The sequence below is a fragment of the Variovorax sp. Root434 genome, from assembly GCF_001426595.1.
In the GTDB taxonomy this organism is placed as follows: Bacteria; Pseudomonadota; Gammaproteobacteria; order Burkholderiales; family Burkholderiaceae_C; genus Variovorax.
In genome coordinates this window covers 34994-48647 of the sequence record NZ_LMEK01000010.1, presented here as the reverse complement: position 1 = coordinate 48647, position 13654 = coordinate 34994, and the positions used below count along the sequence as shown (strand labels likewise).

Sequence of the window (13654 nt, the reverse complement as noted above, 5' to 3'; positions counted from 1 at the left end):
GCCACGCCAGTGCGCCTCGACACGCTCTACACCGCCGAGACCCCGGAAGGCATCGCGCTCTCGCTGCGCCCGGCCGGCCTCGTCGCGCGCGGGCTGGCGTACCTCATCGACTTCGCGATCCGGCTCGGCATCTTCTTCGCGATCTCGATCACCGCCGGCATGCTGGGCAAGATGGGTGTCGGCATCCTGCTGATCAGCTACTTCTGCCTCGAGTGGCTCTACCCGGTGGTCTTCGAGCTCACGCGCGCCGCGGCCACGCCGGGCAAGCGCGCGATGGGGCTGCGCGTGGTGATGGACTCGGGCCTGCCGGTGACGCCCGCCGCCGCGCTGACCCGCAACCTGCTGCGCGCGGCCGACTTCGTGCCGTCCTTCTATGGCGCGGGCATCGTGTCGATGCTGTGGCGGCGCGACAGCAAGCGGCTGGGCGATCTCGCCGCCGGCACGCTGGTGGTGTTCAGCGACCAGGTGAGCCTGCATGGCAGCGTGCCCGCGGCCGAACCGCAGGCGCCCGCGCGGCCGTTGACGGCGCGCGAGCAGGTGGCCATCGTGTCGTGGGCCGGGCGCGCAACGCGCCTGACCCCGGAGCGTTTCGACGAACTCGCACGCGTCGCCGAACCGGTGCTGGGCCCCGACACCTCCGGCGCTTCCGCGTCGCAGCGCCTGCTCGGCGTGGCGCAGTGGGTGCTGGGCCGCCGCGCCGGCGCCGATGCGCGAGGAGCAGCAGAGGGAAGACGGCCATGACGCCGATCGATTTCGAAGCCGCCTATGCGCCGCTGTGGGCCGAACTCGAAGCCGTTGTCCACGTCGCCGAGACCCGACGCAAATTCGACGGCGCGCGGCTCGCCACGCTGTACCGCCGCGTGTGCGAACACCTGGCGCTGGCGCAGGCGCGCGCCTACCCGATCCACCTCACGCAGCGGCTCGAGGGCTTGACGCAGAGCGCGCACCGGCTGATCTACCGGCAGCACGACTACGGCCTGGCACGCTTCGCCCGGCTGGCGCTGGTCGACTTTCCCGAGGCGGTGCGGGCGCATCGCGGCTACCTGCTGGTGTCGGCGCTGATGTTCGTGCTGCCCCTGCTGGCCGCCGGATGGGCGGCCTACCGCGACCCCGGCTTCATCCTGCACCTGCTCGACGCCAGCGCCGTGCGGCAGTTCGATTCCATGTACGGCGATGGCGCCGAGTCGCTGGGCCGCACGCGCAATGCAAGCGACGACTGGCAGATGTTCGGCTTCTACGTGATGCACAACATCGGCATCGGCTTTCGCTGCTTCGCGGCCGGCATCTTCGCCGGCGTGGGTAGCGCCGCGGTGGTGGTGTTCAACGGCGTCCAGATCGGAGCGGTCGGCGGCTACCTGATCGCCTCGGGGCATGCCGGCAACTTCTGCTCCTTCGTGGTCACGCACTCGGCCTTCGAGCTCACGGCGATCGTGCTGGCCGGCGCGGCCGGCCTGCGGCTCGGCTATTCGTGGGTTGCGCCCGGAAGGCACACGCGGCTCGAGGCCCTGCGGCTGGCCGCGCGCCACGCCGTGGTGATCGTCTACGGCGTCATCGGGCTGCTGCTGGTCGCTGCCGCGGTCGAGGCTTTCTGGTCGTCGGCGCGCTGGATCGCGCCGGCCGTGAAGTACGGCGTGGGCGGCGCCTGCTGGGCGCTGGTGCTGGCGTACCTGGGCTGGCAGGGCCGGCCGCGCGCCGCTGCTGCTGTCGCAAAGGCCGATGAACATGCAGGTTGACGGCCTCGCCATTGCGCTGCGGCCGCGCCCCATGGCCGAGGCCGCCGACCTGGGCGTCCAGCTGGTGCGCAACCATGCGCGTTCGGTATGGCGCACCTTCCTGCCGGTGTATGTGGTGACCGTGCTGCTGGTCTTGTGCACGTTCGAGATCGCCGGCTGGCTGCCCAGCCTGCTGATCTTCTGGCTCAAGCCCTGGTTCGACCGCAGCCTGCTGTTCGTTCATTCGCGCGCCGTGTTCGGGCAGGAGACGCGCTGGGCCGACCTGTGGCACAACCGCCGCGCCGTGTGGGGCGGGCAGCTGCTGCGCACGCTGGTGTGGCGGCGCTTCTCGCCCTGGCGCTCGTTCACCCAGGCGATCGAGCAGCTCGAAGGCCAGCGCGGCAGCGCCCGGCGCAAGCGGCGCACGCAGCTGCTGCGCGGTCGGCGCGGCGCGGCCACGGGAATGCAGCTGGTGTTCGCGAACGTGGAAATGTCGCTCGACATCTGCCTGCTGTCGCTGCTGTTCTGGTTTGCGCCGGAAGGCAGCGTGAGGGACCTGTTCGGCTGGCTCACGCAATCGGACAGTTCGCTGCAGAGCCTGCTGACCGCGGGGGCCTATGCGCTGGTCGTCGGCGTGCTGGAGCCGTTCTACGTGGCGGCGGGTTTCGCGATGTACCTCAACCGCCGGGTGGAACTCGAAGCCTGGGACATAGAACAGGAGTTCCGCCGTGGGTTCCTGTGACTCCCGGAGCCGGCCCCCCGGCGTTGCACCGTGGATGCGCGCGGCGCTGCTGGCTGCGTGGTGCGTGCTCGGCGCAGTCGTGCCGATGGCGGCCGCCGCCGAGGCGCCGACGCGCGAGCAGGTGAAGGCTGCGGTCGACAAGGTGCGCGCCGACCCGAACATGCCCGGCACCAAAACCGAGAAGAAGCTCCGCTTCAAGGAACGGGATGACGAGGAAGACGAACCCGAGAAGAAGTCCGGCAGCCTCGACTGGCTGCGCGATTTCGTGAAGGCGGTGGCCGAAGGGGCGCGCTGGCTCGTCTGGGGGCTGGGCGCGCTGGCGCTGGCCTGGCTGGCGATTCGCCTGCACCGCTGGATGCAGGTGCGTGCCGGCGGCGCGCGGCCGGGCAGGGCGTTGCTGCCCAGTCATGTCGGCAGCCTCGACATCCGGCCCGAAAGCCTGCCCGACGACATCGGCAATGCCGCGGCCGCGCTCTGGCAGCGTGGCCAGCACAGGCCGGCGCTGTCGCTGCTGTACCGCGGTGCGCTGTCGCGCCTCGTGCACGCGCACGAAGTGCCGGTGCGGGCCGCGAGCACCGAGGGCGAATGCATGCAGCTCTCCGCGACCCGGCTGCCGCCGGACTCGCAGGCCTTCTTCGTGCGGCTGGTCGGGGCCTGGCAACTCGGGGCGTACGGCGGGCGGCTGCCTTCCACCGCGCAGGTGCTGGCGGTCTGCGGCGAGTTCGACCTGCACCTGCCCGCGGCCACGCCGGCCGGCAGTCCGAAAGGCGTGGCCGCATGAGCGCCTGGCTGGTCCGCATCGGCTCGGTGCTCGTGCTGGCGCTGATCGGCTTCTGGCTGGTCAGCGCCACCGAATGGGCCGACACCGAGGTGCCGACACCCGCGAGCGGCGAGGCCAAGACGAATTCCTTCTATGCGGCGCAGGCGATGCTGCGAGAACTCGGCATGCAGGTGGTGAAGCGCGACGACCTGGATGCCATGCCTCCCGCGCAGGCACGGCTGGTGCTCGCCTCCGGCCACTGGGACATGTTCCCCGAGCGCCAGCGGCGCCTGCGCGAGTGGGTGGAGCGGGGCGGGCACCTGGTGATGCCCAGCCATCTCGTCGACAGCGACCTGCTGGAAAGCTGGATTCCGCTGGTCAAGGAAAAGCCGGCAGCGACGGACGAGAAGAAAGAGAAAGAGTCACCCGTACCGAGGAAGAGACTGCCCAGGTCGCAATTCGCCGAACCCGCCAGGGACGCGGATTGTCGCGCGGTGACCGAACCCGAGACCGTGCCCGCGAGCTTCGCCGGCGGCCGCGGCTTCCGGATCTGCACCTGGGCGTCCGCGGCGCGCTACCGGCCCGCCGACAAGCAGCCGCCGCCGCTGTGGGCGGTGGCGGGCAAGCGCGGCACCGAGGCGATCCGCGTTCAGGTCGGACGCGGCACGGTCACCGTGATGCCCCTGGGCCTGTGGCACAACGAGGGCCTGACACGCGCCGACAACGCGCTGTTCATGGTCGCCGCGGTGCAGGCGCGCAGCGGCGCCGAAGTCTGGTTCGTCGCAGAGGAAACGCGCGAACCCTTCCTGCGCTGGCTCTGGCACAAGGGCTGGGCGGCACTGATCGTGGGTCTGCTTGCGCTGGCCGCCGCGCTCTGGCGCGCGGCCGTGCGCTTCGGGCCGCTGATGCCCTCGGCCGGCACGCACCGGCGCTCCATGGCCGAACAGGTGCGCGGCACGGCCGGCTTCCTGCACATGCATGGCGCGGACGCGCTGCATGCGGCGCAGCTGCGCGCGCTGCACGAGTCCGCCAGCCGCCAGTTGCGCGGCTACGCGCGCCGAGATGCGTCGGCACGCGCCGCGGCCGTCGCCCAGGCCACCGGCCTGGAGCCCGCGATGCTCGTGCGGGCGATGGCCGCGCGGGCGCGCCATGCGGGCGCCATGTCGGTCGACCTGGAGGTGCTGGAAACCGCGCGCCGCCGGCTCGATGCCCGCGGGCCGTTCATGCCTTCATCCGATTCTTCCTCTTCTTCCTCCACATCCTGAACCGAGAGACGTCCATGCAAGCCATCCAACCCGAAGAACTCACGCGCGCGGCCCAGTGGCTGCAGACGCTGCGCGCCGAGGTCGGCCAGGCCGTGGTCGGCCAGATCGAGGCGGTCGACCAGACGCTGGTGGCGCTGGTCGCCTCGGGCCACGTGCTGATCGAAGGCGTGCCGGGGCTCGGCAAGACCCTGCTCGCGCGGGCGCTGGCGCAGGCCATGACGCTGCGCTATGCGCGCGTGCAGTTCACGCCCGACCTGATGCCCTCGGACATCACGGGCCACGCGGTGCTCGACCTTGCCGCGCGCGGTGACGGCAGCCTCGGCACGCTGCGCGTGCACCAGGGGCCGGTGTTCACCAACCTCCTGCTGGCCGACGAAATCAACCGCGCCCCGGCCAAGACGCAGAGCGCGCTGCTCGAAGTCATGCAGGAGTACCAGGTCACGCTCGAAGGCACGGCCATGCCGCTGCCGAAGCCCTTCATGGTGATGGCCACGCAGAACCCGATCGACACCGAGGGCACCTACCCGCTGCCCGAGGCGCAGCTCGACCGTTTCCTGCTGAAGATCGACATCGGATTTCCGAGCCACAGCGAAGAGAACGCCATCGTGCAGCTGACCACGCGGCACCGCGCCGGCAACCAGTTTCCGCTCGAGGCCGTGCGCCCCTGCCTCGACGAGGCGCAGGTGCTCGAGCTGCAGCGGCTGGCCTGCCTGGTGCAAGCCGACGAGCGTGTGATCGACTACGCAGTGCGCATCGCACGCGCCACGCGCGACTGGCCGGGCCTTTCTTCCGGCGCCGGGCCGCGCGGCGCCATGGCCCTGGTGCGCGCCGCCCGCGCCGCCGCGCTGATGGCCGGGCGCGACTTCATCACCCCCGACGACGTGGCGCGCCAGGCGCTGCCGGCGCTGCGGCACCGCGTGATGATCTCGCCCGACGCGCAGCTCGAAGGCCTGGGCGTCGACACCCTGCTGCGCGCCGCGCGCGACAGCGTCGAGGCTCCAAGGTTATGACACTCGCCCCCAGGCTTCGCGCACTTCGTGTCGCTTCGCCAACCCCTTGCCGGGGGCAACACCTGCGGCCCGGCGAAGCCGGTTCCGCGGTGTTTCCCGAAGGGGCGGTGCTCCGTTGATGCGCCTGCTGCCAATCCCCGCGCGCGCGGCCGTGCTGGCGCTGGCCGGCCTCGCCGCGGCCGCCTCCGCGGCGCTGCTGCTGGGCGCGCCGGTGGGGTACGTCGCCGCCGTGGCGGGCGCGCTGCTGGCGGCGGGGCTCGTGCTTGCGGGCGTCGACCTCTGGCACAGCCTGCGCCTTTGGCGCGCCGCGCCGCTGCGCATCGAGCGCAAGCTGCCCGGCGCCTTCGCGCTCGGCGTGCCCACGGTGCTCACGCTCACGCTGGTGAACGAAGGCGCACGGGCCTGGCAGGTGTCGGTGTTCGACGAGCTCGACACGCACTTCGCCTTCGAGGGCCTGCCCCAGACGGTCACCGTGCCGGCGCTCTCGCACGTCGCACTGCGCTACACCGCCACCGCGACGCAGCGCGGCGTTGCACAGTTCGGCGCCACCCAGCTGTGCTGGCGCACGCGCTTCGGCTGCTTCGACATGCGCCAGACGCTGGGCGAGCCGCGCCGGCTGCGCGTGTACCCCAACTTCGCCGCACTGGCGCGCTACGCCTGGCTGTCGGGCGACCGGCGGCTGGCGCAGATCGGCATCAAGACCTACGCGCAGCGCGGGCTCGGCACCGACTTCCGCCAGCTCGCCGACTACAAGACCGGCGACTCGCTGCGCCACATCGACTGGAAGGCCACGCAGCGCCAGCGCCGCCCGATCGTGCGCGAGTTCCAGGACGACCGCGACCAGTGCGTGCTGTTCCTGCTCGACTGCGGCCGCCGCATGCGTGCCGACGAGGGCGCGCTGGCGCAGCAGGCCGGCAGCCATTTCGACGAGGCGCTCAATGCGCTGATGCTGCTGAGCTACGTGGCGCTGAAGGAGGGCGACGAGGTCGGCGCCATGACCTTCGGCTGCCCTGCCGAGGAGCGGCGCGACTTCGCCCCGCGCAAGGGCACCGCCACCCTCAACGCGCTGATGAACCGGCTGCACGACATCCAGCCCGGTGCCACCCATTCGGACTACCTGCTGGCCGCGCAGGAACTGCTGCGCGTGCAGAGAAGGCGCGCGCTGGTCATCGTGCTGACCAATTTCCGCGACGAAGATTCCGCCGAGCTGCGCCCTGCGATCAAGCTGCTGCGCCGCAAGCACCTCGTGCTGGTCGCGAGCCTGCGCGAGCGGGTGCTGGGGCGCATCGCCAATCAGCCGCTGGTGCATGCGCGCGACGCGGTCGACGTGGCGGCGGCGCATCTGTTCGAGCAGTCCAGGCGCGACGCCTTCGCGCGCGTGGTCGGCAACGATCCGCTCTCGGTCGACGTGGAGCCGGCCGACCTTGCGGTGGCGTTGGTGAATCGCTATCACGCAGTCAAAAGGGCTGGCCTTTTGTAAAGGTCCTTGCCCACAATGTGCGCTTCACAAATCAGAGGAGAGAGAAGCGCATGACCGAGATGACCAATCCCTATGCCGCGCCCCGCGCCGCGGTGGCCGATGTGTACGACGGCGGTTCGGACTTCCAGCCCGTGAAGCTTTGGTCCGCCAAGGGCCGCATCGGCCGCGCACGCTTCATGGCATACACGATCTTTTCGTACTTCGTTTTCTTCATCGCAGCCTCGGTGTTGGGCCTGATCGCCGGCATCACCGGCCTTGCGCGCTCCGAGGGCGCGATCATGGCGGTCACCTTGGTGCTCGCGATCCCGTACCTGGTCTTCTACGTGCTCACGGGCATCCAGCGCTCGCACGACATGGACTGGTCGGGCTGGATGCTGTTCCTCGCGCTGATCCCGCTGGTCGCGCTGATCTGGGTCTTCAAGTCGGGCACCAAGGGCCGCAACCGCTTCGGCGCGCCGCCGCCGCCCAACGGCCTCGGCGTGCTGATCGGCGCCTGGCTGCTGCCCGTCATCGGGGCGCTCGGCATCCTCGCGGCCGTCGCGCTGCCGGCCTACCAGCAGTACACGGTCAAGGCCAAGGCCGCACAGGCCGTCAAGCCCTAACGCACCAGCGTCGACTTGCCGAACAGGCTCTCGATCAGTTCGACCGCCACCTCGGCCGTCTGGTTGCGCACGTCGAGCGCGGGGTTCAGCTCCACCACATCGAGCGAGCCCAGCCGTCCGGTGTCGGCGATCATTTCCATGCACAGCTGCATCTCGCGGTAGGTCGGCCCGCCGCGCACGCCGGTGCCCACGCCGGGCGCGTCGGCCGGATCGAGGCAGTCGAGGTCGAAGCTCACGTGCAGGTGCGTGTCGTCGTCCACGTCCTGCAGCGCCTCGGTCATGGTCGTGCGCATGCCGTGCTCGTCGATGTGGCGCATGTCGAACACGCTCAGGCCCAGCGTGCGGATGGCCTCCTTCTCGTCGCTGTCGACGCTGCGGATGCCGATGAAGCGGATGGCGTCGTGGTGCAGTGCCGCGCGCTCGCCGCTCCAGCCCGTGAGCACCGAAGGCCCGTGGCCCAGCAGGCACGACACCGGCATGCCGTGCAGGTTGCCGCTGGGGCTCGTGGTCTCGGTGTTGACGTCGGAGTGCGCGTCGAGCCACAGCACGCGCAGCTTCTTGCCGCGCCTGCGCGCATGCCACGCCACTGCGCTGATGGAGCCGATGGCCAGGCAGTGGTCGCCGCCCATCATCAGCGGCACATGGCTGGCACCCAGCGCGGTGTCGATGGCCGCGTACACCGAGCGGTTCCAGGCGATCACCTCGTCGAGATGGCGCAGCCCGTTGGCCGGCGGCGCCCACGGCGTGGCCGGGCCCGCGAGGTTGCCGCGGTCGACGACGACGTAGCCCTGCCGCGCCAGCGCTTCCGGCAGGCCCGCCACGCGCAGGGCGTCGGGTCCCATGCCGGCGCCGCGCACGCTGGCGCCGACGTCGGTCGGCGCGCCGATCAGTTCGAGGGTGACGTTGGCGTTGCTCATTTCAACTCCTCAGGTGGTGCCACAGGTACGCATAGCCCAGCGCGTCCATGAAGGCGGACTCCTTGTTGTCCGCGGCCGCGCTATGGCCGCCTTCCATGTTCTCGTAGAAGCTGCTGGCGTACCCCAGCGCGGACAGCTTCGCGTGCATCTTGCGCGCATGCACCGGGCCCACGCGGTCGTCGCGCGTGGAGGTGGTGAACAGCGCGGGCGGATAGGCCTGGCCCGGCTTCGCGTTCTCGTAGGGCGAGAAGGTCTTGATCCATTCCCATTCCTCGGGCTGGTCGGGGTCGCCGTATTCCGCGATCCACGAGGCGCCCGCCGACAGGTGCGTGTAGCGCCGCATGTCGAGCAGCGCCACCTCGCTCACGATGGCGCCGTAGAGCTGCGGGTACAGCGTGAGCATGTTGCCCATCAGCAGGCCGCCGTTGCTGCCGCCCATCGCGCCCAGGTGCGCGGGCGAGGTGATCCCGCGCGCGAACAGGTCTTGCGACACGGCCGCGAAGTCTTCGCAGGTGCGCAGCCGGTTTTCCTGGAGCGCGGCCTGGTGCCAGCGCGGGCCGTACTCGCCGCCGCCGCGGACGTTGGCGATGACGTACACGCCGCCCTTGTCGAGCCACGCGCGGCCGATGCTGCCGCTGTAGCTCGGCTGCAATGAAATCTCGAAGCCACCGTAGGCGTACTGCAGCGTGGGGTTGCGGCCGTTGGCCTGCAGGTCTTTCGCGGCGATCTCGAAGTAGGGCACGCGCGTGCCGTCCTTCGAGGTCGCGAAATGCTGGCTCACGCGATGGCGCGAGGCGTCGAAGAAGGCCGGGCTGTCCTTCAGCACCTGGGGCTCGCCCTGGCCGACGGTGCCGATGTAGAGCGTGGTCGGCTGCAGGAAGCCGCTCACGGTGAGGAAGTAGTCGTCGTTCTCGTCCTCGTCGATGCCGCCCGCCGCGATGGTGGAGAGCGCGGGCGCGCCGCCGAGGCTCTCGCGCTTCCAGGCGCCGGTGCCGTTCGAAGGGGGCGTGAGCACCTCGAGGCGGTTCACCACGTCGTGCATCACGTTGACGATCAGGTGATGGCGCGTCCACGAGTGGCTGTCGAGCGCGGTGGTGTCGTCGGGCTCGAACAGCACCGTGAGTTCGCGGCGGCCGGCCATGTAGTCGTCGAACTTCGCAGCCAGCAGCGACCCCGACTTGTAGGTGGTGCCGCCCACGGTCCAGTCGGTGCGCGGCTCGATCAGCATCCACTCGCGCGTGATTTCGGCCAGCGAGTCGTCGGGCACGTCGATCTTGGCGAGGGTGCCGTCGGCGCCGCGCAGCCAGGTCTCGCTCTCGTAGAAGTCGATCTGGCGCGAGACGAAGTCGCGCTCGAAACCCGGCGTGTTGTCGCGGTAGGCGCTGATGGACATGTCCTCGTGCAGGCCTTCGTACACCGTGGCTGCGCTCGCGAGCGGCGTGCCGCGCCGCCACTCCTTCACGATGCGCGGATAGCTGGAGCTGGTCATCGAGCCGGGGCCGAAGTCGGTGGCCACGTAGAGCTGGTCGATGCCTTTCCAGCCCACGTGGTTCTTGGCCTCGGGCAGCGAGAAGCCGCCTTCGACGAACTGCTTCGATTCGAGGTCGAACTCGCGCACCACGTCGGCATCGGCGCCGCCGCGCGACAGCGAGACCAGGCAGCGCTTGTAGTCGGGCTCCAGGCAGTCGGCGCCGTGCCAGACCCAGTTCTCCTTGTCGGCCGCGGCCAGCGCGTCGAGGTCGAGCACGCTCTCCCACGCAGGCTGCGGCTTGCGGTACTCGTCCAGCGTGGTGCGGCGCCACAGGCCCTTGGGGTGCTCCTTGTCGCGCCAGAAGTTGTAGAAGAAGGGACCGATCTTGCGCACCATCGGAATGCGGTCGTCCGAGTCAAGCACCTCGAGGATGCCCTGCTGGAGCGCCTCGAACGCGGGCGACTGCGCATAGGCCTGCACGGTGAGCGCGTTCTGCTCGCGGGCCCAGGCGAGCTGCTTCTCGCCGTCGATGTCTTCGAGCCAGAGCTGCTCGTCTTGCGGATGCTGCGGGGGGAGGCTGGATGTCATGGCCTCAGTGTACGGAGCCCGTGTGAAAGAGGGCCTTGAGCAGTTGCCGCATGCCCGCCGGACGTCCGACACTTTTTCGCTACTCCGGGCAAACCCCTGTCGCGCCGGTGCCTTCCCCCCGGTGGAAACACTGAAGAAGCCGGGGCCCACGAATGCAATGCCCGCGCTATCCTGCCGGATGGCGCATGCCCCACCAAGGAGAGACAACACATGAAACACCTGAGCGGTCTTGATGCCACCTTCCTGCACATGGAAACGCCGGAAATGCCGATGCACGTGGGCTCCCTGAACGTGCTCGACCTGCCCAAGGGCTACAAAGGCGACTTCTACGAAGACGCCAAGAGCTTCATGGCCAGCCGCATCCACCTGGCCGACGTGTTCACGCGCAAGCTCGCGCTGATGCCCTTCGACATGAGCAACCCGGTGTGGGTCGAGGACGACGACATCGACCTCGACTACCACGTGCGCCACATCACGCTGCCCAAGCCCGGCACCAACCGCCAGCTGCAGCAGTACGTGGCGCGGCTGCATTCCTCGCTCATCGACCGCAGCCGGCCGATGTGGGAGTTCTACATCATCGACGGCCTCAAGAGCGGGCAGGTGGCGCTCTACACCAAGGTGCACCATGCAGGCATCGACGGGCAGGCCGGCGTGGAAGTGGGCAAGGCCATCTTCGACCTCGAGGCCACCGGCCGCGTGGTGAAGCCGCCGCGTTCGCGCCCGCGCGGCAGCGGCTACCAGCTGGGCATGGCGGAGCTTGCGACCGCGGCGCTGCGCAACACCGCGCAGCAGTACGTGAAGCTCTTCAAGATGGCGCCGGCCATCGCTCGCGCCATCGGCGGGCTGGCCAAGCCCGACGAGAAGGCGGCCGAGAAGGACACGGCCGCCGCGCCGAAGAAGTTCAACCTCTTCGCGCCGCGCACCTCGCTCAACGTGTCGATCACCAACCAGCGCACCTTCGCCGGGCGCACCATCTCGCTGGCCGAGACCAAGTACATCGCCAAGCACTTCGGCGTGTCGCTCAACGACGTGGTCATGGCCACCGTGTCCGGCGCCCTGCGCCACTACCTGGCCGACAACAACGAACTGCCGGCCAAGCCACTGGTGGCCGGCGTGCCGGTCAGCCTGCGCGAGGCCGGCGACCAGACGGCCAACAACCAGGCCAGCATGATCCTCGTGAGCCTGGCCACCGACATCACCGACCCGGTGCAGCGGCTGAAGGCGATCAACGCGTCGTCGACCTCGTCGAAGTCGACCATGAACCGCTTCAAGGCGGTGATCCTCGACGATTTCCCGACCTTCGCCGCGCCCTGGCTGATGTCGGGCATCGCCTCGATGGTGGGGCGCTCCGGCATCGTCAACCTGCTGCCGCCGGCGGCCAACGTGGCCATCTCGAACGTGGCCGGCGCGCCGTTCCCGATGTACTTCGCGGGCGCGCTGGTCACCTGCTACTACCCGGTGTCGATCGCCAGCCACGGCACGGCGCTCAACGTGACGGTGCAGAGCTACAACGGCCGCATGGACTACGGCCTGATCGCCTGCCGCCGCGCCGTGCCCGACATCACCGAGATCGGCGACTACATGCTGGCCGAGCACAAGCTGCTGATGGAGCTGACGCAGAAGCACCCGGCGGCCGCCGGTGCGGCGCCCGCGCCGGTACCGGCGAAGATGGCTGAAGACCCGTCGGACGAGGCCGAGCCCGCGCCCGCGCCCGTTGCCGCGAAGAAGAAGCCTGCCGCGCGCAAGAAGGCGCCGGTCAAGGCCGTGGCGAGGAAGGCTCCCGTGAAGGCTGCCGTGAAGAAGGCGCCCATCAAGGTCGCGCCCAAGCCACCGGCCCGCAAGGCCGCTCCGGCCAAACGTTCCGGCACCCCCCGGGCCGCTGCGGCATGATCGGCGCACGGGCCCCGGCGGCCTGCTGAAAATTGGGGCAGTTGGACTAGTTTTCCGACCGTTCTAGTTTTTCAGGCCTAGGCCCCGCGGAAGAAGATAGGCCCATCGCGACAGACACACCCGTTTCCTTCGCGAGCCCATCAACTTCAAGGAAATCACTCTCATGTCCACGCAAACCACCATCGCTTCCGCAGCCGTTCACGTCGTCGGCCAGTACAACGACGCCGGCAAGACCCTGGTCGGCGCCTACCGCACCGGCGTGCATCGCCTCCTGGGCGGTGCCGCTTCGCGCTACAGCGAGTTCCTCGGCAGCCGCCAGATTCCGCTGGTGAGCGAGCAGGTCAAGGCCAACCTGATCGGCGCGCAGGAAAAGATCAATGGTTTCCTGGCCAACCGCCTGGACATCGACACCAGCCGCATCGTGTCCGTGATGGACCGCGTTGCAGCCGGCACCACCAGCGGCATCGAAGCCGTTGCTGGCCGCGTGGCCCGCGTCGAGTCGCCGGTCGCCACCTCGGTGATCAATGCACTGGGCGCGCTGAACCAGCCGATCGCCGCCGTCTCGGTGCAGATCGCCGACAAGATCGCCGCCGGCACGAAGCAGATCGAAGCCCGCGTGAGCGGCGCCGAAGAAGCCAGGCCGGTTCGCACGGTGAAGGCCAAGGCCGCCGCCGCCAAGAAGCCGGTTCGCCGCGCTGCTGCCCGCAAGGCGGCCTGACCCCGGGGCGCGTGAAAGCGCCCTTTTTCCTTTTTTCCGGCATCTGGAGCACTGCATGGCGACCCGTCCTGACGAAACTGCAAAGTTGAAGAAGAGGGCGGCGCCTGCGAAGAAGATGCCGGCTGCCAGGAAGGCGCCCGCGGCAACCAGGAAGCCCGCGGAGCCCGGCAAGGCTGAAGTCTTGCTGCGCGCCGGCCTGAAGGCGCTGGACAATGTGCGCAACGACGTCGCCAAGCGCCAGGCCAACGTGATCGAAGGCCTGCTCGGCATCGGGCAGGGCAAGGTCCCCGGGCTCGACAGCTTCGGCATCCGCAAGTTCGAGGACGTGTTCGACCAGCGCGTCGCCACCGCCATGCAGCGCCTGGGCATGCCCGGCGCAGAAGAAGTGCAGGCCCTGCGCGACGAGGTCGCGCAACTGCGCGCACGCGTCGCGCAACTCGAAGGCACCGGCGCCGCCGCCCCCCGTGGCCGCGCCAAACGCTGAGCGACAACCCGACAA

Annotated in this window: 13 protein-coding genes; 11 read left to right on the top strand and 2 right to left on the bottom strand. The window is 69.7% G+C overall.

Annotation, left to right across the window (positions count from 1 at the left end; genetic code table 11):
- Positions 1-9: 9 nt before the first annotated feature.
- The 8 genes from ASD05_RS10130 (at position 10) to ASD05_RS10095 (ending at position 7571) form a co-directional block, all read left to right on the top strand.
- Entirely contained in the window at positions 10-741 is a 732-nt protein-coding gene (locus ASD05_RS10130) for an RDD family protein (RefSeq protein ID WP_056591259.1), read from the top strand.
- Complete coding sequence (locus ASD05_RS10125; RefSeq protein ID WP_056591256.1) at positions 738-1733, top strand: stage II sporulation protein M; 996 nt, start codon at positions 738-740, stop codon at positions 1731-1733. The genes ASD05_RS10130 and ASD05_RS10125 overlap by 4 nt, the downstream gene beginning before the upstream one ends.
- Positions 1717-2454, top strand: a complete 738-nt coding sequence (locus ASD05_RS10120; RefSeq protein WP_235507923.1) for a hypothetical protein — start codon at positions 1717-1719, stop codon at positions 2452-2454. Before ASD05_RS10125 ends, ASD05_RS10120 begins: the two co-directional genes overlap by 17 nt.
- Entirely contained in the window at positions 2441-3235 is a 795-nt protein-coding gene (locus ASD05_RS10115) for a DUF4129 domain-containing protein (RefSeq protein WP_235507922.1), read from the top strand. Before ASD05_RS10120 ends, ASD05_RS10115 begins: the two co-directional genes overlap by 14 nt.
- On the top strand, positions 3232-4479 hold the full coding sequence (locus ASD05_RS10110) for a DUF4350 domain-containing protein (protein WP_056591250.1): 1248 nt from the start codon (positions 3232-3234) through the stop codon (positions 4477-4479). Before ASD05_RS10115 ends, ASD05_RS10110 begins: the two co-directional genes overlap by 4 nt.
- A gap of 14 nt (positions 4480-4493) precedes the next feature.
- Positions 4494-5489 carry an AAA family ATPase gene (locus tag ASD05_RS10105; protein WP_056591247.1) on the top strand — a complete coding sequence of 332 codons (996 nt, stop codon included), beginning with the start codon at positions 4494-4496 and terminating at the stop codon, positions 5487-5489.
- 118 nt (positions 5490-5607) lie between these two features.
- Positions 5608-6969, top strand: coding sequence for a DUF58 domain-containing protein (locus ASD05_RS10100; RefSeq protein ID WP_056591244.1), 1362 nt, complete (start codon positions 5608-5610; stop codon positions 6967-6969).
- Positions 6970-7019: 50 nt separating this feature from the next.
- Positions 7020-7571, top strand: coding sequence for a DUF805 domain-containing protein (locus tag ASD05_RS10095; protein ID WP_056591241.1), 552 nt, complete (start codon positions 7020-7022; stop codon positions 7569-7571).
- Here ASD05_RS10095 and rocF read toward each other — a convergent pair.
- Together rocF and ASD05_RS10085 are read right to left on the bottom strand one after the other, a co-directional pair.
- On the bottom strand, positions 7568-8488 hold the full coding sequence (rocF, locus tag ASD05_RS10090) for an arginase (protein ID WP_056591238.1): 921 nt from the start codon (positions 8486-8488) through the stop codon (positions 7568-7570). The two genes, ASD05_RS10095 and rocF, sit on opposite strands and share 4 nt — an antisense overlap.
- A 1-nt stretch (position 8489) precedes the next feature.
- The gene (locus ASD05_RS10085) at positions 8490-10547 is read right to left on the bottom strand and encodes a prolyl oligopeptidase family serine peptidase (protein ID WP_056591235.1); all 2058 of its coding nucleotides are present in this window, start codon (positions 10545-10547) and stop codon (positions 8490-8492) included.
- A 210-nt stretch (positions 10548-10757) separates the two neighbouring features.
- Here ASD05_RS10085 and ASD05_RS10080 point away from each other — a divergent pair, with 210 nt between their 5' ends.
- The 3 genes from ASD05_RS10080 (at position 10758) to ASD05_RS10070 (ending at position 13639) form a co-directional block, all read left to right on the top strand.
- Entirely contained in the window at positions 10758-12437 is a 1680-nt protein-coding gene (locus tag ASD05_RS10080; RefSeq protein WP_056591232.1) for a WS/DGAT/MGAT family O-acyltransferase, read from the top strand.
- 163 nt (positions 12438-12600) lie between these two features.
- Positions 12601-13155 carry a hypothetical protein gene (locus ASD05_RS10075; RefSeq protein WP_007835996.1) on the top strand — a complete coding sequence of 185 codons (555 nt, stop codon included), beginning with the start codon at positions 12601-12603 and terminating at the stop codon, positions 13153-13155.
- A gap of 55 nt (positions 13156-13210) precedes the next feature.
- Positions 13211-13639 (top strand): phasin family protein, encoded by a 429-nt coding sequence (locus ASD05_RS10070; protein WP_056591229.1) that lies wholly within the window; start codon positions 13211-13213, stop codon positions 13637-13639.
- Positions 13640-13654: the final 15 nt, after the last annotated feature.